The following is a 19,418-nucleotide window of genomic DNA, read 5'->3' on the forward strand; positions in this document are numbered from 1 at the left end:
GCTACTCGACCGTGACGGACTTGGCGAGGTTGCGCGGCTGGTCGACGTCGTGGCCCAGCGCGGTGGCGAGCTCGCAGGCGAAGAGCTGGAGCGGGATGATCGCCACGAGCGGCTGCAGGAGCACCGGCACCTGGGGCAGCCGGATCAGGTCGTCGGCGTAGGGGGTGATCGCCTGGTCGCCCTCCTCGGCGAGGCAGATCGTGCGGGCGCCGCGGGCGCGGACCTCCTGGATGCCGCTCAGCATCTTGGCGTGGAGCTGGTCGCGACCGCGCGGAGGTACGACGCACAGCACCGGCAACCCTTCCTCGATGAGCGCGATCGGTCCGTGCTTGAGCTCACCGGCGGCGAAGCCCTCGGCATGCAGGTAGGCGAGCTCCTTGAGCTTGAGCGCCCCTTCGAGCGCCACCGGGTAGCCCGCGTGACGGCCAAGGAACAGCACCGAACGCGCGCCGACGTGGGCACGGGCGAGCTCGTAGATGGCGTCGGCCGACTCGAGGACCGTCTCGATGTGGTCGGGCATCGCCTCGAGCTGCTGCATGATCTCGTCGATCTCGTCGCCGTAGCGGGTGCCCTTGACCTGCGCGACGTAGAGGGCGAGCAGGTAGCAGGCGACCAGCTGGGTGAGGAAGCCCTTGGTCGAGGCGACGCCGATCTCCGGTCCGGCGTGGGTGTAGATCACCGCGTCGGACTCGCGCGGGATCGAGGAGCCGTTGGTGTTGCAGATGGCGAGCACCCGGGCGCCCTGGCTCTTCGCGTGCCGGATCGCCTGCAGGGTGTCGGCGGTCTCGCCCGACTGGCTGATCGCGACCACCAGGGTGGTGTTGTCGACGATCGGGTCGCGGTAGCGGAACTCCGAGGCGAGCTCGACCTCGACCGGGGTGCGCGTCCAGTGCTCGATGGCGTACTTGGCGACCATGCCGGCGTAGAAGGAGGTGCCGCACGCGATCACGATGATCTTGTCGAGGTCGCGGATCTCCTCGTCGGCGAGCCGCATCTCGTCGAGCTGGAGCAGGCCGCCAGCGCCGCGCCGCCCGATCAGCGAGTCGGCGACCGCTCGCGGCTGCTCGAAGATCTCCTTGCGCATGAACCAGTCGTGGCCGTCCTTCTCTGCGGCCGACAGGTCCCAGTCGACGTGGAAGCGCGTGGCCTCGACCGGCCGACCGTAGAAGTCGGTGACCGTCACCTCGTCGCGGGTGAGGATGACGATCTGGTCCTGACCGAGCTCGAGCGCCTCGCGGGTGTGCTCGATGAAGGCGGCGACGTCAGAGCCGAGGAAGTTCTCGCCCTCGCCGATGCCCACGACGAGCGGGCTGTTGCGGCGCGCGGCCACGACCCGGTCGGGGTCCTGGGCGTCCACGGCCACGAGCGTGAAGGCACCGTCGAGCTGCTGGCAGACCCGCTGCATCGCGATCGGCAGGTCGACGCCCGACTGGACCTGCAGCTCGACCAGGTGCGCGGCGATCTCGGTGTCGGTCTCCGACAGGAAGACGTGGTCGTCTGCCTCGATCCGCTGACGCAGCTCGGCGAAGTTCTCGATGATCCCGTTGTGCACCAGCGCGACGCGACGGGCACCGCCGGTGTGCGGGTGGGCGTTGACGTCGTTGGGCGGCCCGTGGGTGGCCCAACGGGTGTGACCGATGCCGGTGTGGGCGTGCGGCAGCCCGCCATCGGGGGCATCGGCGAGGACCTTCTCGAGGTTGGCGAGCTTGCCGGAACGCTTGGCGACCGAGAGCTTGCCGTCGTGCACGACGGCCACGCCTGCGGAGTCGTAGCCGCGATACTCCAGTCGCCGGAGGCCGTCGATCACGACGTCCTGCGCACGCTGGGGTCCGACGTAGCCGACGATCCCGCACATAGCCGACCACTCTAGTGGTCGGGGTAGGTGGAACAATCGCGCCATGCAGGTCGACGAGTCAGCGCGCGAGGCTTCGCCGTACCTCGAGCTCGACCGCTCCACCTGGGCCGCGCTGGCCTCGGAGACCGAGAGCCCTCTGACCCTCAACGAGATCGTCGCGCTGCGTGGTCTCGGCGAGCAGCTCGACATCGACGAGATCGTCCAGGTCTACCTGCCGCTCTCCCGCCTGTTGAGCCTGCGCGTCGAGGCGGCGGGCGCCCTGCACCGCACCCAGGAGGAGTTCCTCCACCGCACGACGGCGCCGCGCACGCCGTTCGTGATCGGCCTGGCGGGATCGGTCGCCGCCGGCAAGTCGACCGCGGCCCGCGTGCTGCAGCAGATGCTCGCCCGCTGGCCCGCGCACCCCAACGTCGCCCTGGTGACCACCGACGGCTTCCTCTACCCCAACGCCGAGCTCGAGCGCCGCGGCCTCCTCGACCGCAAGGGCTTCCCGGAGTCCTACGATCGCCGCGCGCTGATGAAGTTCGTCGTCGACATCAAGTCGGGCAAGGACGAGGTCTACGCGCCGAAGTACTCCCACCTCATCTACGACGTCGTGCCCGACGAGAAGATCGCGGTCAAGCGCCCCGACATCTTGATCCTCGAGGGCCTCAACGTGCTCCAGCCGGCCCGGGTGCGCCCCGATGGCCGCACCAGCCTGGGCCTGTCGGACTTCTTCGACTTCTCGATCTTCGTCGACGCGGCGGTCGCCAACATCCGCGACTGGTACGTCGACCGCTTCCTCCGCCTGCGCGAGACCGCGTTCCGCGACCCCGACTCCTACTTCGCGAAGTACGCGCAGTTCACCCACGACGTCGCGATCGACGAGGCGCGGCGGATCTGGGACACGATCAACGGCCCCAACCTGGAGCAGAACGTGCTCCCGACGCGCTCCCGCGCGACCCTGGTGCTGCGCAAGGACGCGGACCACTCGGTCCGCTGGGTCCGGCTCCGGAAGATCTAGAGCGAGAGCCGACGGCGTACGACGTCAGCCAGCCCGTCGGCCACCGATTGGGCCTGGGCGGCGGTGGGCGCCTCGACCATGACCCGCACCAGCGGCTCGGTGCCCGAGGGGCGCAGCAGCACCCGACCGGTGCCGGCCAGCTCGGCCTCCGCCTTCTCGACGGCGGCGAGCAGCTCGGGGTCGTCGCAACGGTCCTTGTCGACACCGGGCACGTTGACGAGGACCTGCGGCAGCCGGGTCATGACGCCCGCGAGCTCCTGGAGGGTCTTGCCGGTGCGCACCATCCGCTGCATCAGGTGCAGCGCGGTCAGCACGCCGTCGCCGGTCGTGGCGTGGTCGCGCATGATCACGTGGCCGGACTGCTCGCCGCCGAGCGAGTAGCCGCCGGCGCGCATGTCCTCGAGGACGTAGCGGTCGCCGACTCCCGTCTGGCGTACGACGACGCCGGCTGCCGTGAGCGCCTGGATCATGCCGAGGTTGCTCATCACGGTGGCCACCAGGGTGTCGTCGACGAGGGTGCCGGACTCCTTCATCCCGATCGCGAGGATGGCCATGATCTGGTCGCCGTCGACGACCGTGCCGGTGTGGTCGACAGCCAGGCAGCGGTCGGCGTCACCATCGACCGCGAAGCCGGCGTCGGCGCCGTGCTCGAGCACGGCCTTCTGCAGCGGCTCGAGGTGGGTGGAACCGCAGCCCTCGTTGATGTTGAGGCCGTCGGGGTCGGCGCCGATGGCGATGACCTCCGCGCCGGCGTCGGTCAGCGCCTTGGGCCCGACCTCGCTGGCCGCGCCGTTGGCGCAATCGATGACGACCTTGAGGCCGACGAGCGGCTTCTCGAGCGTCGCGACGAGGTGGGAGGAGTATTCGGCCACGGTCGGGCCGTAGGGCGTCACCCGGCCCACCTCGGCACCAGTCGGTCGCACCCACTCCTGGTCGAGGTGGTCCTCGATCTCCCGCTCGAGGGCGTCGTCGAGCTTGACGCCACCGCGGGCGAGGAACTTGATGCCATTGTCGGGCATCGGGTTGTGCGACGCCGAGATGACGACACCGACATCAGCACCGAGGGCGTCAGTGAAGTAGGCGACGCCCGGCGTCGGGAGCACCCGGAGCCGGAGCACGTCGACACCGGCCGACGCGAGCCCCGCGACGACGGCGTGCTCGAGGAACTGCCCGGAGATCCGGGTGTCGCGGCCGACCACGGCCAGTGGCCGTGCGCGGCCGCTGCCGAGGCCCCCGTGCTCGACGAGCACGCGGGCCGCAGCAGCACCGAGGCCCAGGGCCAGCTCCCCCGTCAGTGACGAGTTCGCCAGGCCCCGGACCCCGTCGGTGCCAAAGATCCGCATCTGCGGAATCGGATCAGCGCTTGCTGTACTGCGGCGCCTTGCGGGCCTTCTTGAGACCAGCCTTCTTACGCTCGGTCGCGCGGGCGTCGCGCGTGAGCAGACCGGCCTTCTTCAGCGTCGGGCGGTTGGCCTCGACGTCGATCTGGTTGAGCGAGCGGGCCACACCGAGGCGGAGCGCACCGGCCTGGCCGGTGATGCCGCCGCCGTGGATGCGGGCCATGACGTCGAAGCGACCCTCGAGGCCGAGAGCCGCGAAGGGCTCGTTGACGACCTGCTGGTGCAGCTTGTTGGGGAAGTACGACTCGAGCGAGCGGCCGTTGATGGTCCACACGCCGGTGCCCGGAACGATCCGGACGCGAGCGACGGCCTCCTTGCGACGGCCGGTGGCCGCGCCGGGGGCGATGGTGGCCGGCGCGCTGGCGACGGCAGCCGACGGGGAGGTCTCGCTCGTGTAGGCGAGGCCCTGCTCGTCGGTCTCGAAGGTCTCTTCGACCTCGTTCTCGGTGGTCATGTCAGCCACGGTGTTCCTCAGATCCTTCGCTTCAGTCACTGGGAGATCTTGGAGATCTCGTAGGGGACGGCCTGCTGGGCCTCGTGCGGGTGGGCCGGGCCGGCGTAGACCTTCAGCTTCTTCAGCATCTGGCGGCCGAGCTTGTTCTTGGGGACCATGCCCCAGACGGCCTTCTCGACGGCCTTGCGGGCGTCCTTGTCCAGGACCTCGCCGATCGGGGTCGCGGTCAGACCACCCGGGTAGCCCGAGTGGCGGTAGACCATCTTGTCGGTCCGCTTCTTGCCGCTGAGCGACACCTTCTCGGCGTTGATGATGATCACGTAGTCGCCGGTGTCAGCGTTGGGCGCGAAGATCGCCTTGTGCTTGCCGCGGATGAGGTTGGCGGCCGTGGTGGCGAGACGACCCAACGGAACATCCGTCGCGTCGATCACGAGCCACTGGCGCTCGATGTCGCCGGGCTTGGGAGCGTAGGTGCGCATGGCTGCGTCACTTTCTCGTTCGTGTGGACACGGCCGAAGGCTCCGACCGCGGCGTCTTCTGACGAACACTGGCCTCCCCCTGCTGGGCGAGGCGCTGCCTCCGCATGCGAAAGCGGCAGAAGACGCAATCGACAAGATTACGGTCCACTCGGGAGAGGGTCAAAACGCGGCTGACCACGCCTGCGCCAGATCCGCGATGGGCCAGTGTCCGGACACCGCCTTACGTGCGCGTGGGCGCGAGGACTACGGTGCTGGACGTGACTGACTCTCTCACCGTACGCGACAACCGCACCGGCGCGGAGTACGAGATCCCGATCACCGACGGCACCATCAAGGCCGCCGACCTCGGGCAGATCAAGCTCAACGACGACACCCCGGGCATCGCCACCTACGACCCCGGCTTCGTCAACACAGCCTCGTGCCGCAGCTCCGTGACCTTCATCGACGGAGAAAAGGGGATCCTCGAATATCGCGGCTATCCCATCGAGCAGCTGGCTGAGAAGTCCAACTTCCTCGAGGTCGCCTATCTCCTGGTCCACGGCGAGCTGCCGACCAAGGAGCAGTACGACCACTGGGTGCACCACATCACCTACCACACGTTCGTCCACGAGAACGTGAAGGCCTTCATGCAGGGCTTCCGCTACGACGCCCACCCCATGGGGATGCTGATGGCGTCGGTCGGTGCGCTCTCGACGTTCTACCCCGAGGCCGCCAACATCTCCGACCCCGACAACCGGCAGATCCAGATCATCCGGATGATCGCGAAGATGCCGACCCTCGGCGCCTGGGCTTTCCGCCACGCGCAGGGCAAGCCCTACGTCTACCCCGACAACGACTTGTCCTACGCCGAGAACTTCATGTCGATGCTGTTCAAGATGAGCGAGGTCAAGTACGACCCCGACCCGCGCATCGCCAAGGCGCTCGACACCCTCTTCATCCTGCACGCCGACCACGAGCAGAACTGCTCGACCAACGCCGTGCGCTCGGTCGGCTCCTCGCAGGTCGACCCCTACTCGGCGGTCTCCGCCGGCATCGGCGCCCTCTTCGGCCCGCTGCACGGTGGCGCCAACGAGGCCGTCCTCAAGATGCTGCGCCGGATCGGCAACAAGTCCGAGATCCCCGCGTTCATCGAGGGCGTCAAGAACGGCAACGAGCGCCTGATGGGGTTCGGCCACCGGGTCTACAAGAACTACGACCCCCGCGCCAAGATCATCAAGAAGGCCTGCGACGACGTCTTCGAGGTCACCGGGGTCAACCCGCTCCTCGAGGTCGCCCAGGAGCTGGAGAAGATCGCGCTCGAGGACGAGTACTTCGTGAAGCGCAAGCTCTACCCCAACGTCGACTTCTACTCCGGCCTCATCTACGAGGCCCTGGAGTTCCCGCCCGAGATGTTCACCGTGCTCTTCGCGATCGGCCGCACCCCCGGCTGGCTCGCGCAGTGGCAGGAGCTCATCGAGGACAAGGAGCAGAAGATCGCTCGCCCCAAGCAGATCTACACCGGCGACCGGCAGCTGACCTTCGTCCCCGCCGAGGAGCGCTGGGCCTGAGCCTGACGGAATCCCCGGTTCACCGGTGAAACTTGCACTTATCGGGTGTTGCAACCCCCGATAAGTGCAGGAATCCCCGGTGCACCGGGGATTCCTGCATTCCAGGTCACGCCAACGCGGCGGCGTGCTCGACCTCGAGCAGCGACTCCGCGTGCCGCTCGGCCTCGAAGGCGGCGTGCCCGCCCCGGACACCGAAGAGGCGCTTGGACCACACCAGGTAGACCACCGCTGCCAGGTTGACGATGAGCGCGGCCACCTTGAGCCAGGTGAAGCCCTCGACGAGCTCGTAGACCTCGAGCGGGATGAAGACCGCGGTCGCGACGACCGCGACGTACTCCCCCCACCGCTTCATCAGCCACAGGCCGACCGCCTCGGTCAGCTGGAGGAGCCCGTAGGCCAGCACGCCGATCGAGACCAGGAGGAGGGTGCTGTGCTGCAGGGTCAGGGCGTGCTCGATCAGCCGGACCGGCCCGGTCTCCTCGAGGTCGACGCCCGCGCGCATCGCCGCCGGCTTCAGCAGCGGGAGGTACTCGTCGAACGTACGTCGCAGCGCCTCCCGCGACCCGTCGAAGCGGTAGATGCCGTAGGCGAGCAGCAGCAACAACAGTCCGCGGACCCCCCGCTCGACCGCGAGGACCCGGAGGATCGCGGCGTCGCGGAGCGCCCGGCCGCGCAGGACCAGTGGGGCCTCGTCGGCCGGCCCGGAGGAGGCCGGAGCACCGAGGGCGAAGGTGCCGCACCGCAGGCAGCGCCACACCTCGCCAGCGGGGGTCGTCGTGTGCAGCCGCGCGGCGAGCTCCTCCTCGTCGGGCCGGTAGGTCACATGGCCGTGCAGCCCGCACGAGCGCAGGTTCCAGTCGAAGGCGCGGAACGGCGTCAATCTCACGCGCGCCAGTCTGCTGGTCCGGACCGTCGCGGGTCACCGGTTTGGCGATCAGGCAGGATCGGGGCCGTGCGCATGGGAGTGGTCTGGGACCTGGGCAACGTGCTCATCGACTGGGACCCCCACGCGGCAGTGGCGGCGGGGCTGGGCGAGGCTGAGGCTGATCGGTTCTTCGCCGCGTTCGACTTCGCCGCATGGAACCACGCGTGCGACGCCGGGCAACCGTGGGCCGAGGCACTCGCCGTCCTCGGACGGGAGCACCCGCAGTGGCTCCCGCACGGCCGGGCCTACCGGGACTACTTCGCCGCGTCGCTTATCGGCGAGCACGCCGACAGCGTCGCCCTGCTGCGCGACCTCCACGCCGCCGGAGTGCCGCAGGTGGGTCTCACCAACTTCTCCGCCGAGCTCTACCCCCAGGCGCCCGAGCGCTTCCCCTTCCTCGACCTGCTCGACGACGTCGTGGTGTCGGGTCGCGAGGGCATCGCCAAGCCCGACCCCGCGATCTACCGGCTCGTCGCCGAGCGAGCCGGTCTTCCGCTGGCTGCCCTGGTGTTCGTGGACGACAAGCAGCTCAACGTCGAGGCGGCCGAGGCGCTGGGGATGCGCGGCCACGTCTTCACCGACGGCGCCGCTCTGCGCGCCGATCTGCGCGCCGCGGGCCTCCCTGTCTGAGGTCTGCGGAGAGCGACGATCCCGGCACGCGGTCACGGTCGTTGTGCCGGGGTGTGAGGTAGACCACAATCCCCCGAATGAGCACCGTCGCTGATGCCCCCGCCCGCCGTTCCTGGCCGCCCGCGCAGCCCCCCGAGCCGGTCTACGTCCACGACCGCCTGAACCACTGGGCCGACGCCAACCCCGACGGCGAGGCGATGACCTACCTCGGTCGCACCTGGACCTGGGCGCAGTTCCACGAGCGGGTGCACCGGGCCGCGTGCGGCCTGCGCGAGCTCGGCATCGCACGCGGCGACGTCGTCGGCTTCCTCGACAAGAACCACCCGGCCTGCGTCGAGATCAGCATGGCGGCCGGCTCGATCGGCGCGGCCAACGCGATCGTCAACTGGCGGATGGCCGGCGACGAGGTCGACTACGTCGTCAACGACTCCGGCGCCAAGGTGCTCTTCGTCGGCGCCGAGCTGATGCCGACGATCGAGGCCATCCGCGACCGCCTGCCCAACGTCGAGAAGATCATCGCGGTGACGCCCGACGGCGCCGAGGGCGACGAGTACGAAGCCTTCCTCGCTGCGTCCGGATCCTGCGAGGACGGCCCCGACGTGGTCGAGGACGACGTCTGCCTGATCCTCTACTCCTCCGGCACCACCGGGCGGCCCAAGGGCGTGATGCTCACGCATCGCAACATGGTCAGCCACACGGTCCACTCCCACGACGGCTGGGCCTTCGGTGAGGGCAACAAGTCGATGGTGGCGATGCCGCTGTTCCATGTGGGCGGGTCGTCGTACGTCCTCTTCGGCATCCACGACGGCGTCCCCACCGTCATGACCCGCGAGCCCGACGCGGGCTCGCTCGCAGGTGCGATCCTCGCCGGCGCCAACTGCACCTTCCTGGTGCCAGCCGTGCTCGCCCAGGTGCTCCAGTCCGGACCCGACGCGATCAAGCTCTTCGGCGCGCTGCGCTTCTACACGTACGGCGCCGCGCCCATGCCGCCGCCGCTGCTCCGTGCCGCGATGGAGGCCTGGCCGGAGACCGACTTCATGCAGGTCTACGGCCTGACCGAGGTGTCGGGCGTCGCGACCCACTTGCTGCCCGAGGACCACCGCAACGCCGAGGCCGAGGGCCACCCCGAGCGGCTGCTGTCTGCGGGCAAGGCCATCCCCGGCTGCGAGCTGCGCATCGTCGACGCCGACGGCAGCGACCTGCCGACCGGCGAGGCGGGCGAGATCTGGATGCGGACCCCGCAGCTCATGAAGGGCTACCTCAACAAGCCCGAGGCGACGGCCGAGGTGATCACCGAGGACGGGTGGTTCCGCACCGGCGACATCGGCCACCTCGACGCCGACGGCTTCCTCTACGTCTCCGACCGGGTCAAGGACATGATCATCAGCGGCGGCGAGAACATCTACTCACCCGAGGTCGAGCGGGTGCTGTCCGAGCACCCCGCCGTGCTCGAGGTCGCCGTCGTCGGCGTGCCCGACGAGAAGTGGGGCGAGTCCGTGAAGGCGTTCGTCGCCTTCAAGGAGGGCGCGAGCTCGACGCCGGAGGAGATCATCGAGTTCACGCGCGAGCGGCTCGCGCACTACAAGTGCCCCAAGAGCGTCGACGTCGTGGAGGCACTCCCCCGCAACCCGACCGGCAAGATCCTCAAGCGCGAGCTGCGGGCGCCGTTCTGGGAGGGACGCGACCGCCAGGTCTGAGCGAGCTTCACCTCAGTGGGGAGGATCCGACGTACATGCTGCGGTGGATCCTCCCCACTTCTGGCTACCCCGGGCACTTGGGGCAGCGCTTTGCCCGGCCCGCCCATCCGCGCGTGACCAGCAGCCGATCCAGTTTGGCCGCCGTGACACAGGCCCGCTCGAAGGTCTGCCCGTAGCCGATCCGCACCGAGTGCTCCCTCTCGAGCGCGGCGTCGAGATCGCGCTCCATGTCCCGGTCGCGTGCGGTTGCGCTGTCATGGTGGAGGCGTCCATCGAGCTCGACGACCTGAGTCCAGGCCCCCCGCAGCCCGCGGTAGACGACGTCGCGCAGCATCGGTCGGTCCGACCGGATGACGGCATCCTGGCGCAGACCGCGGGGCAGTCCGTGCGGGCGCTCGACGTGGGTGAGGTAGCGGTGCTCGAGCACGGAGCAGGTGCCCTCAGCGACGTCGTCGAGGATGCCGAGCAACAGGTCACGTTGATGCAAACGGGGCAGGTCGTCGATGCGATCACGGAGGCGAGCAGCCGTCGTACGACGGGCGCCGCAGGCGTCAGCGAGCACGGCGATGACATCGAGCTCACGAGCCGCGGTGTCGGCGATCTCGATGATCGTGGCGTCGTAGTGCATGCGAGGCGGGTTGAGGTTCCAGTGCACCTGCTCGTCGAACCGGCGGCTCCGGCGCACCTGCACGCCTGCGGGCGGATCGACTCGTCGGCTGTGAGCGACCATCACCTCGATCGGGTGGCCGTCGCTGCTGCGGCGCCCCGGGCCCTCGTGGGCTCGTAGTGAGGACCGGCCATCGAGAGCGGCCGGCCAGCAGGCCAGCACGGCAGCCCAAGCTCGCTGTCGCCACGACAGCCGGCCGGTGTGGTCGACATAGACGCCGGGATGGACTGCGACCCAAACCCGTCGCCGCAGCAGGCGTTCGATCGAGTGAGGTCGCAGACCGGCCTCCAGTGCCTGACGTCGCGAGATGACTCCGTCCTGGAGGGCGAGGAGATCCGAGATCGCGTCCACCAGGCGAAACTGCCCGAATCGGCGTCAATCCGCACCCGGCGCCCGTCTGCCTGTGGAAAGCGGTCGGAAATATGACAGTGGGGAGGAACCGACGTGGCTGGTACGTCGGATCCTCCCCACTTGGTGGGCTGCCGCTTGTGGGGAGCGGCAGGTCAGGTCGCGTCGGAGCCCAGGGCGAGCCGAGTCGTCCTGGTCTGGCCGTCGCGGACGTAGGTGACGGTCACACTGTCGTTGGGCCGGTAGGACCGGACCGTGGCGACGAGAGCGCCGGAGCTGTCGACGGCGTGGTCGTCGACCTTCGTGATGACGTCGCCCTCTCGGAGGCCTGCTTCGGACGCGGCGGAACCGTCCTCGATGGAGTGGACCGCGGCGCCGCCGTCGGCGTCCTGCACCTCGATGCCGAGCCGAGCGTGGGTCGGGGTGTCACCGTTGCGCAGTTGCTCGACGATCGGGACGACCTCGTCGATCGGGATCGCGAAGCCGATGCCGATGGAGCCGCCGTCGGCGTTGCCGTCCTCGGCGGTCTGGATCGAGGCGTTGATGCCCACCAGTTGGCCTTGCATGTTGACCAGGGCGCCGCCGCTGTTGCCGTGGTTGATCGCGGCGTCGGTCTGGATGGCGGGGTAGGCGGTCGTGTTGCCGCTGTCGTCGCGGCCGACCTCGACGGGCCGGTCGAGAGCGCTGACGATGCCGCTGGTGACGGTCGAGTCGAGGCCGTACGGCGAGCCGATCGCGACGACCTGCTCACCCACGTCGAGGTTGGTGGACTTCCCGATCGAGATCGGAGTCTTCCCGGACACGTCCTCGGCCTGAACGAGGGCCGTGTCCGTCAGCGGGTCCGTGCCGACCACGGTGCCGGTTGCGGTCGATCCATCGGAGAAGGAGACGGTGATCTTCGCGCCGTCGGCGGCGATCGCGCCGGCCAGGGTCACGACGTGGTTGTTGGTGAGGATCAGGCCGTCCTGAGTGAGGACGACGCCCGACCCGCTCCCTGCCGTGCCGCCGGAGGACACGTCGAGCGACACGACTGACGGCAAGACCGCCTTCGCGACCTGCTCGACGCTCCCGGCAGGAGCGTCGCCACTTGCACCGTCAGCGACTTGGAGCGGGACGGACGTCGACGCGCCTGAGTCGGCGCTGCTGTTGCCGTCGTCAATTGCCGACCACAACGCTGCGCCACCCAGACCCGCACCACCACCGACCACCAGAGCGCCGGCCAGCACCGCGGCCGCGAACCCGCCGCGACGCGGACGCGGGGCTCCCGGGGGCGGCGGCGGTGTGCTCATAGGCGGCGGCCACTGCTGGTGCGGTGGCGGTGCGGAGAACGTCATGCACCCAGCGTGCAGAGCATCCCTGTGAGTGACCTGAGACGTTGCCTCACGTTTCCTCAGAGGTTCAGATCTTCTTCTGGAGCTCCCCGGCCCGCCCCACGGGCACGAACCCCATCCGGTGGTTGATGCCGATCATGTGGTCGTTGACCTCGGCGTTCCAGGTGACCAGGCGGCGGCCGTCGTACTGACCCGTTGCCTGGAGGGCCTGCAGGTTGGCGATCTTGACCGCGAGCCCGAGCCGGTGCCCGCGGTGGGCGCGGCCCGCGAGGGTGCCCCACTGGTAGACGCACCTCGTGTCGTGGATCGGCGCCATCAGGTCGGTGTAGGCCGCCACCGTGCCGTCGGGGGCGAGCGCCACGGTCGTGAAGAGGGTGCGGCCCTGGAGCTCGACGAGTTCCTCGTGCTGGCGATGCGCCTCCACGTCGACGGCCTCGTCCTCGTAGTCGTTGTCGCCCATCGGCGCCTCGGTCATCAGCTTCGAGGAGAGCTCGAGATAGCTCAGCACCAGGTCGTCGGGGAACGGACCGGTCCACGAGCGCAGCTCGTAGCCGTCGGACCGCTCGGCGGCCTCGGCGGCGAGCTCGTCGAGGATCGCGTCGTCGACCGGGAGGACCACCTCGCGCTGCACGTCACCGAGCCCGAAGACGTAGCCGTGCACCTTGCCGAACTCGACGCCCGGCGTGCCGGCACCATCGGCCGGCCCGTCGTAGCGCCACGAGGTCATGGCGTCGAAGCGGGTGCGGTCGTGGTCGCGGGCGATGCGCTCGCACTCCTCGAGCAGCTGCGAGCCGAGGCCGCGGCGCCGGTGCTCCGGCAGGACGGAGACCTCGAGGTCGACCGCGGACAGGTTGTCGAGCAGCGGGAACCGCAACTGACCCGTCGCCACCACCTCACCATCCACGAGGCCGGAGAGACGCACCGTCTTCTGACTCTTCGAGGGATGCCGGGCCCCGGCGAGGAGCTCGGGCAGGGTCCAGGTGGTCGAGGCGGGCCCCCGCTCGTGCGCGTCGACGACGTTGGTGACCTCCAACCACGCTGCGAGGCCAGCCTCGTCCAGCCGGTCGACCTCCACGATCTGCATGCTCATCGGACGCGCGCCACCCTTCCCTCGTCCCACACGGGTTCGTCGGACTCGTAGACGCCACCATCGGCGCCGAACACCAAGAACCGGTCGAAGCCACGCGCGAACCACCGGTCGTGGGTCACCGCGAGCACCGTGCCGGCGAAGGCCTCCAGACCGTCCTCGAGCGCCTCGGCGGAGGCCACGTCGAGGTTGTCGGTCGGCTCGTCGAGCAGCAGCAACGTCGCGCCCGAAAGCTCGAGCAGCAGGATCTGGAAGCGCGCCTGCTGACCGCCGCTGAGCGACTCGAACTTCTGCTCCGACGCCGCGCTGAGCTCGTAGCGATCGAGCACCCGGGCGGCCTGCTCGCGGCCCATGCCCTGGCGGCCGTTGGGCGCACCGTCACCGCGGTGCAGGATCTCGAGCAGGGTGCGCCCGACCAGCTCGGGGTGCTCGTGGGTCTGCACGAACCAGCCCGGACGCACGCGAGCGCCGAGCTTGGCGAGGCCCGCATGCCGCACCGGCTGTACGACGACCTCGCCCACCGGTCGGTGCTCGACATCGGGATCGCTGCCTCCCGCAGCCAGCAGGCGCAGGAAGTGGGACTTGCCGGAGCCGTTGGAACCGAGGACGGCCACGCGTTCGCCGTACCAGACCTCGAGGTCGAAGGGACGCATCAGACCGGTGAGCTCGAGGTCCTCGCAGACGACCGCGCGCTTGCCGGTGCGGCCGCCGGAGAGGCGCATCGTGACCTGCTGCTCACGCGGCTGCTCGGTCGGCGGGCCGGCCTCCTCGAACTTCCGCAGGCGGGTCTGGGCTGCCTTGTACTGCGACGCGAGGCCGTCGTTGTATTCGGCCTTGATCTTGTAGCGCAGCACCAACGCCTTCAGCTTGGCGTGCTCCTCGTCCCAGCGCTTCCGCATCTCCTCGAAGCGGAGGAACCGGTCCTTGCGCGCCTCGTGATAGCTGGCGAAGCCACCCGGATGGGTCCAGACGAGGTTGCCGGCGGCGCCGAGCTCGACAGTGACGACACGGGTCGCGGTGTTGGCGAGCAGCTCCCGGTCGTGGCTGATGAAGAGGATCGTCTTGTCCGAGCTGGCGATCCGCTCCTCGAGCCAGATCTTGCCGGGCACGTCGAGGTAGTTGTCGGGCTCGTCGAGGAGGAGGACCTCATCGGGGCCGGCGAGCAGGTATTCGAGGACGATCCGCTTCTGCTCGCCGCCCGACAGGGTGCGCAGCTCGCGGTACTTCGCGCGGTCGTAGGGCACCGCCAGCGCCTTGACCGTGCAGACGTCCCACGTGACCTCGAGGTCGTAGCCACCCGCGTCGGCGTAGTCGGCGAGCGCGTGCGCGTAGGCGAACTGGGTCTCCTCGTCGTCGACGTCCATCAGCGCGCGCTCGCAGCGGTCGACGTCAGCCGCAGCCGCTCGCACCCGCTCGGGGCTGATCGAGAGGAGCAGGTCGGCCACGGTCGGCTCGTCCCCGAGCCCCGCGCCGACGGCCTGCCGCATGATCCCGAGCCCACCCGACCGGGTGACCGCGCCCGCGTGGGGGACGAGCTCACCGGTGATGATCTTGAGCAGCGTGGTCTTGCCGGCCCCGTTGGCGCCGACCAGCGCCACCTTCGCGCCGTCGCCGACCCGGAACGAGACGTCGTCGAGGAGCACCCGACCGTCGGGAAGCTCGTAACGCACACCGGCGACCTCTACGTGACCCACAAGGGTCCATCCTCCGGCAGGTCGACCGACCGCGCGACGGGTTTTCGTCCGATCGCAGGGTGCGACTATCGGGACGGGCTGACCGAGCGGATCACGAGCTCGGCGACGGCGCGCGTGGGGGCGATGACCTGGATGAGGTCGCGGTAGCGCCGGAAGTGGGTCGCGTCCATGGTCTCCGACCCGTCGGTGTCGCGGGAGAACTCGGGGGTGTACTCCTCCACCGAGTAGCCCGCGTCGTCACCGGCGCCGACACCCCAGCCGACGGGCATCTCGTAGGTCCGACCGTCCACGGTGCCGGTGACCCAGCGGTCGGCGCGCACCTGCGGCTCGCCCTCGAACCGCACCGACGCGAGGATCTGCCGCGTCAGGCCACGGTCGTCGGTGACCACCCAGACGGCGTAGTCACCGATCGTGCTGTAGCCGCCCCAGCTGCCATCGTCCTGGCCGGCGATCTCCCCTGGCGCTGTGATCGCGTCGAAGATCGCGCTCGCATAGAACGTCAGAGCGGTTCGGAAGTGGCACGCATCGTCCTTGTCTTCCCCATAGGCCTCGAACTCACCGCCGACCCCGTTGTCCCAGGTGCAGCTGAACTTCTTCCATTCCGGAGGTACGTCGACGCGGACGTCGTCCTTCTCGATGGTCTGCCACGGGTCGTCGGCGATGGTCGACGGCCCGGGGTCGGCGACCATCGAGTCACCGGCTGGCTCGTTCCCACCGGTGAGCGCCGCGGCCGAGGCCACGACCGCGAGGACGGCGCCGGTGGCGCCCAGCGCGAGGCGCTGACGGCGGCGCCGTGAGTGCCGGCGGCGAGCAGCCGCGGCGAGCCCGGCGAGGTGCGGGGCGTCGTCCGCCTCCGCAGTGAGTACGGCGGTGAGCCGCTCGTCGAAGTCAGTCATCGGATCCACCCGTCTCCTCGCCCATCTGTGTCCGCAACGCGGCGATCCCGCGGGAGACCCGCGATCGCACCGTGCCCTCGCGGACGCCCGTGAGTGCGGCGATCTCGTCGTAGTCGAGCTGTTCGTAGTAGCGGAGGACGACCGCCGTGCGCTGGTCGGCGGGCAGCGCCTGGCAGGCCGCCCACAGGCGACGACGCTCGTCGGAGGCAACGCCCTCCCCGGGCCCGGCGACGACCGCATCCGCGTGCACCTCCGCGACCGGCGACTCCCGCCGGCGCCACTTGCGCCACCACGAGGTGTGCGCGTTGACGACCATCCGCCGCACGTAGGCGTCGACGTCATCGGCCTGCGAGATCCGGTCCCACCGCGGCAGTGCGCGCGAGAGCGCGTCCTGCACGACGTCCTCGGCATCGGCGGCGTTGCCGGTCAGCACGTAGGCGAGCCGCAACAGCGCTTCGCCGCGTACCGCGACCCAGTCGTCGAACGACGACGTTGCCGCCCGGGTGCCGAGGTGGTCCATGGTTGCCTCCACGCCCTACAGACGCTCGGACTCAGGATCTTGTTGCGAGTCTTGTTGCGAGCCGGGCTCAGCCCGCCACGAACCGGGCGTCGACCACGGCCGTGACCTCGATGTCGTCGGGCGAGAGAGCGAGCTCGCCGCCACTGCTGTCCTTGGCCATCCGGGCGAAGGCCATCTCGGCGTGCGCCTGCGGATGGAGGCCCTCGCTGAGCATCCCGGCATCAGCCAGCGCGACAGGGCGGACGGCGCCGAGGTCGAGCGCGTCGGCGTACTCCTGGGCACGAGCGGCGGCGTCCTGCACGGCGCGGGTGCGCACGTCCCTGGCCAGCTCCTTGCGCCGCGCCTCGGTCAGCGCCCACTCGACGCCGTCGAGGGTGAAGCCGGCGGTCTGCTCGACGTGGCGGGCGACCCACCCCGTGAGTGCCGCGAAGTCGCGGAACTTCACCGCGACACCGACGCTCGCGTGGTGGACGAGCGGGAGCTGCTTGCCGTCCTGGTTCCAGGGCCGGTTGGACCAGGTGCTGACATGCTTGGTCGACCACCAGGTAACCGGGCCGCGCTCGGGGTCGTGGATCTCGACGACCGACGCCTTGACGGCCTCGAGGTCGCGCACGACGCGCTCGTAGACCGGCTGCATGTGCGGCCCCTCGAAAGCGAGGGTCGCGCGCACCGTCGCGCGCTCCGGCGGCTGGAACGCGGAGAACGAGCCGCGCACCGTGATCTCGGTCGTCATGCAGCGACCGTAGCCGTGCTGACAAGATCTGCGGCATGGACTGGATCCCGCTGCTGCGCGACGCCACGACCGACTTCGCCGAGGTGCTGGCCGACGGCGACCTCGACGCGCCCGTGCCCTCGTGCCCCGGCTGGTCGCTGCGCGACCTGGCCGACCACCTCGGCGGCGTCCACCAATGGGCGACGCACGCAGTCGTGGTCGGCGACCCCAAGGGCCAGCCGACGCCGGCGCCGGCGGACAAGGACGGGCTGGTGCGGTGGTACCGCGAGTCGGCCCGCGGTCTGGTCGACGTCCTCAAGGGCACGCCGGTCGAGGCGACCGCGTGGACCTTCGGCCCCGAGCAGGTGGCCGGCTTCTGGCGGCGGCGGCAGGTCCACGAGACCGTGATGCACCTCTACGACGCGCTGCTGTCGCAGGGGCGCGAGGCCGAGTGGTCGCCCACCCCTGAGCTGGCCTGGGACGGCGTGGACGAGGTCGCGACGATCTTCTACGCGCGCCAGGTGCGCCTCGAACGGATCGAGCCGCTGCCAGGGACCCTGCGCTGCGTTGCGACGGACGTCGACGCCGCGCCCGTCGAGATCGGGAGCGGCGATCCGGGCGCGGAGCTGACCGGCTCGTCGTCGTACCTGCTGCTGGCGCTGTGGAAGCGGGCGACGGTCGAGGACCCCGGCGCGGCCGAGCTCCTGCAGACCGCGATCACTCCGTAGCGCGGGTCTCCAGCACCCGGAAGCCCTTGGCGCTCGCGATGCGCGACGTCGGGTAGCCCTGCTCGCCGAGCCAGCGCTGGAGCGAGTCGGCGCCGAGGTTCTTGCCGACGACCATCACGGCCCGGCCGCCCGGCGCGAGGCGCGGCAGCCAGGTCAGCAGCAGCTCGTGGAGGGCCTGCTTGCCGATCCGGATCGGAGGGTTGGACCAGATCTCGTCGAAGGTCGCGTCGGCCGGGACCTCGTCCGGCGTCATCGCCCGGTAGCGGTCGCCGAAGGCGAGGGACTCGGCGTTCTCGTTGGCCAGCAGCACGGCGCGCTGGTTGACGTCGACCGCCGTGACGTCGGCGGTCGGCACCGCCGCGCAGACCGCGAGCCCGATGACGCCGTAGCCGCAGCCGAGGTCGAGGATCCGTCCGCCGGCCGGCGGCTCGGTCTCCCGGAAGAGCACCGAGGTGCCGATGTCGACGCGACCCTGGGCGAAGACGCCCGACCCGCTGGACAGGGCGAGCTCGTGGCCCCACACGTCGGCCCGGACGGCGGCGCGCTGGAAGGGCGCCGCCGGATCTGCGGTGAAGTAGTGCTCGTCGCTCATCGGTCCACCCGGTCCACCTGGTCGGCCTGCCGCACCGCCGAGGTCCGCTCCACTCGGGCGGCGAGCTCGGCGTCCGGCGGGTAGGCGACCTCCTCGAGCGTCAGCCCGTGCGCGTAGAGGACGACGACGCGCGGGTCGCGGCGCTGCCCGGTGAGGATCTCGCGCGCCCACTCCGGCGACTTGCGGGCCTCGCCGACAGCGACGAGACAGCCGACGAGCGCACGCACCATCGAGTGGCAGAAGGCGTCGGCGACGACGCGACCCTCCGCGATGCCGTCGGCGCCGCGCGACCACGACAGCTCCTGCAGCGTGCGGATCGTCGTCGCCCCCGGCCGCTGCTTGCAGAAGGCCGCGAAGTCGTGGAGGCCGACGAGGTGGGCGGCGGCTTCGTTCATCGCGTCGAGGTCGAGGGGCCGTGACCAGTGCACGACGTGGCGGCGCTGCAGCGGGTCGAAGAGCGCGGGGTCGTCGGCGATGCGGTAGGCGTAGCGCCGCCACAGCGCCGCGAACCGGGCGTCGAAGCCGTCGGGCGCGACGACGATCCGCTTGACCCGTACGTCGGCCGCCCCCACCCCGTTGACCCGCCGGGCCAGCTTCACCAGCTCCTCGGGGTCCTGGGAGCCGACACCGTCGGGAAGGTCGAGGTGGGCGACCTGCCCGCGGGCGTGGACGCCTGCGTCGGTGCGTCCCGCGCAGACGATGTGCAGCTCGCTCTCGGGTCGCCGCAGCACGGTCGTGAACGCCGCCGTCAGCTCACCCTGCACGGTCCGGAGACCGGGCTGTGCGGCCCACCCGTGGAAGTCGGTGCCGTCATAGGCGAGGTCGATCCGGAGCCGCACGGGGTCAGTCTGTC

At 70.1% G+C, this 19,418-nt stretch carries 19 protein-coding genes; 5 read left to right on the top strand and 14 right to left on the bottom strand.

Translation table 11 applies throughout. The annotated features are described in order from the left end of the window. Nucleotide 1: 1 nt before the first annotated feature. Nucleotides 2–1,855 carry a glutamine--fructose-6-phosphate transaminase (isomerizing) gene (glmS, locus tag F0U44_RS03090; RefSeq protein WP_149726769.1) on the bottom strand — a complete coding sequence of 618 codons (1,854 nt, stop codon included), beginning with the start codon at nucleotides 1,853–1,855 and terminating at the stop codon, nucleotides 2–4. A 43-nt stretch (nucleotides 1,856–1,898) separates the two neighbouring features. On the opposite strand from glmS, the gene coaA reads away from it, so the two are divergent. Continuing rightward, nucleotides 1,899–2,858 carry a type I pantothenate kinase gene (gene coaA / locus F0U44_RS03095; protein WP_149726770.1) on the top strand — a complete coding sequence of 320 codons (960 nt, stop codon included), beginning with the start codon at nucleotides 1,899–1,901 and terminating at the stop codon, nucleotides 2,856–2,858. On the opposite strand, the gene glmM is transcribed toward coaA, so the two are convergent. The 3 genes from glmM to rplM are packed head-to-tail and all read right to left on the bottom strand — an operon-like array spanning nucleotide 2,855 to nucleotide 5,191. After that, nucleotides 2,855–4,201 carry a phosphoglucosamine mutase gene (glmM, locus tag F0U44_RS03100; protein WP_149726771.1) on the bottom strand — a complete coding sequence of 449 codons (1,347 nt, stop codon included), beginning with the start codon at nucleotides 4,199–4,201 and terminating at the stop codon, nucleotides 2,855–2,857. The genes coaA and glmM overlap by 4 nt on opposite strands. Nucleotides 4,202–4,214: 13 nt before the next feature. Continuing rightward, the gene (rpsI, locus tag F0U44_RS03105) at nucleotides 4,215–4,712 is read right to left on the bottom strand and encodes a 30S ribosomal protein S9 (RefSeq protein WP_149726772.1); all 498 of its coding nucleotides are present in this window, start codon (nucleotides 4,710–4,712) and stop codon (nucleotides 4,215–4,217) included. Between the two features lie 35 nt (nucleotides 4,713–4,747). Continuing rightward, nucleotides 4,748–5,191 (bottom strand): 50S ribosomal protein L13, encoded by a 444-nt coding sequence (gene rplM, locus F0U44_RS03110; protein ID WP_149726773.1) that lies wholly within the window; start codon nucleotides 5,189–5,191, stop codon nucleotides 4,748–4,750. A gap of 257 nt (nucleotides 5,192–5,448) precedes the next feature. On the opposite strand from rplM, the gene F0U44_RS03115 reads away from it, so the two are divergent. Continuing rightward, nucleotides 5,449–6,738 carry a citrate synthase gene (locus tag F0U44_RS03115; RefSeq protein WP_223163556.1) on the top strand — a complete coding sequence of 430 codons (1,290 nt, stop codon included), beginning with the start codon at nucleotides 5,449–5,451 and terminating at the stop codon, nucleotides 6,736–6,738. Nucleotides 6,739–6,844: 106 nt separating this feature from the next. Here F0U44_RS03115 and F0U44_RS03120 read toward each other — a convergent pair whose 3' ends face one another. After that, nucleotides 6,845–7,624 carry a DUF2127 domain-containing protein gene (locus F0U44_RS03120; RefSeq protein WP_223163557.1) on the bottom strand — a complete coding sequence of 260 codons (780 nt, stop codon included), beginning with the start codon at nucleotides 7,622–7,624 and terminating at the stop codon, nucleotides 6,845–6,847. 72 nt (nucleotides 7,625–7,696) lie between these two features. On the opposite strand from F0U44_RS03120, the gene F0U44_RS03125 reads away from it, so the two are divergent. Next, nucleotides 7,697–8,293 (top strand): HAD family hydrolase, encoded by a 597-nt coding sequence (locus F0U44_RS03125; RefSeq protein ID WP_149727513.1) that lies wholly within the window; start codon nucleotides 7,697–7,699, stop codon nucleotides 8,291–8,293. 77 nt (nucleotides 8,294–8,370) lie between these two features. Further along, complete coding sequence (locus F0U44_RS03130; protein ID WP_149726775.1) at nucleotides 8,371–9,990, top strand: long-chain-fatty-acid--CoA ligase; 1,620 nt, start codon at nucleotides 8,371–8,373, stop codon at nucleotides 9,988–9,990. Nucleotides 9,991–10,054: 64 nt separating this feature from the next. Here F0U44_RS03130 and F0U44_RS03135 read toward each other — a convergent pair whose 3' ends face one another. The 7 genes from F0U44_RS03135 to F0U44_RS03165 all read right to left on the bottom strand — a co-directional run bounded on the left by F0U44_RS03135 (nucleotide 10,055) and on the right by F0U44_RS03165 (nucleotide 17,266). Then, on the bottom strand, nucleotides 10,055–11,008 hold the full coding sequence (locus tag F0U44_RS03135) for a type IV toxin-antitoxin system AbiEi family antitoxin domain-containing protein (protein ID WP_223163558.1): 954 nt from the start codon (nucleotides 11,006–11,008) through the stop codon (nucleotides 10,055–10,057). Between the two features lie 152 nt (nucleotides 11,009–11,160). Continuing rightward, the gene (locus F0U44_RS03140; RefSeq protein ID WP_149726777.1) at nucleotides 11,161–12,339 is read right to left on the bottom strand and encodes a S1C family serine protease; all 1,179 of its coding nucleotides are present in this window, start codon (nucleotides 12,337–12,339) and stop codon (nucleotides 11,161–11,163) included. Between the two features lie 64 nt (nucleotides 12,340–12,403). Next, complete coding sequence (locus tag F0U44_RS03145) at nucleotides 12,404–13,426, bottom strand: GNAT family N-acetyltransferase (protein ID WP_149726778.1); 1,023 nt, start codon at nucleotides 13,424–13,426, stop codon at nucleotides 12,404–12,406. Next, a complete protein-coding gene (locus F0U44_RS03150) occupies nucleotides 13,423–15,117 on the bottom strand; it encodes an ABC-F family ATP-binding cassette domain-containing protein (protein ID WP_149726779.1) in 1,695 nt (564 codons plus the stop codon). The genes F0U44_RS03145 and F0U44_RS03150 overlap by 4 nt, the downstream gene beginning before the upstream one ends. 65 nt (nucleotides 15,118–15,182) lie before the next feature. Then, complete coding sequence (locus tag F0U44_RS03155) at nucleotides 15,183–16,013, bottom strand: hypothetical protein (RefSeq protein WP_149726780.1); 831 nt, start codon at nucleotides 16,011–16,013, stop codon at nucleotides 15,183–15,185. Then, nucleotides 16,006–16,545 carry a SigE family RNA polymerase sigma factor gene (locus F0U44_RS03160; RefSeq protein WP_246160262.1) on the bottom strand — a complete coding sequence of 180 codons (540 nt, stop codon included), beginning with the start codon at nucleotides 16,543–16,545 and terminating at the stop codon, nucleotides 16,006–16,008. The genes F0U44_RS03155 and F0U44_RS03160 overlap by 8 nt, the downstream gene beginning before the upstream one ends. A gap of 55 nt (nucleotides 16,546–16,600) precedes the next feature. Further along, a complete protein-coding gene (locus F0U44_RS03165) occupies nucleotides 16,601–17,266 on the bottom strand; it encodes an SIMPL domain-containing protein (protein WP_149726781.1) in 666 nt (221 codons plus the stop codon). A 35-nt stretch (nucleotides 17,267–17,301) separates the two neighbouring features. On the opposite strand from F0U44_RS03165, the gene F0U44_RS03170 reads away from it, so the two are divergent. Next, nucleotides 17,302–17,973: a maleylpyruvate isomerase family mycothiol-dependent enzyme gene (locus tag F0U44_RS03170; RefSeq protein WP_149726782.1), complete on the top strand. Its 672-nt coding sequence runs from the start codon at nucleotides 17,302–17,304 to the stop codon at nucleotides 17,971–17,973. On the opposite strand, the gene F0U44_RS03175 is transcribed toward F0U44_RS03170, so the two are convergent. After that, nucleotides 17,963–18,565 (bottom strand): class I SAM-dependent methyltransferase, encoded by a 603-nt coding sequence (locus tag F0U44_RS03175; protein WP_149726783.1) that lies wholly within the window; start codon nucleotides 18,563–18,565, stop codon nucleotides 17,963–17,965. The genes F0U44_RS03170 and F0U44_RS03175 overlap by 11 nt on opposite strands. Next, nucleotides 18,562–19,404 (bottom strand): tRNA pseudouridine(38-40) synthase TruA, encoded by an 843-nt coding sequence (gene truA / locus F0U44_RS03180; RefSeq protein WP_149726784.1) that lies wholly within the window; start codon nucleotides 19,402–19,404, stop codon nucleotides 18,562–18,564. Before truA ends, F0U44_RS03175 begins: the two co-directional genes overlap by 4 nt. Nucleotides 19,405–19,418: the final 14 nt, after the last annotated feature.

Origin of the sequence: Nocardioides humilatus (assembly GCF_008373755.1) — a bacterium.
Classification (GTDB): Bacteria; Actinomycetota; Actinomycetes; order Propionibacteriales; family Nocardioidaceae; genus Nocardioides; species Nocardioides humilatus.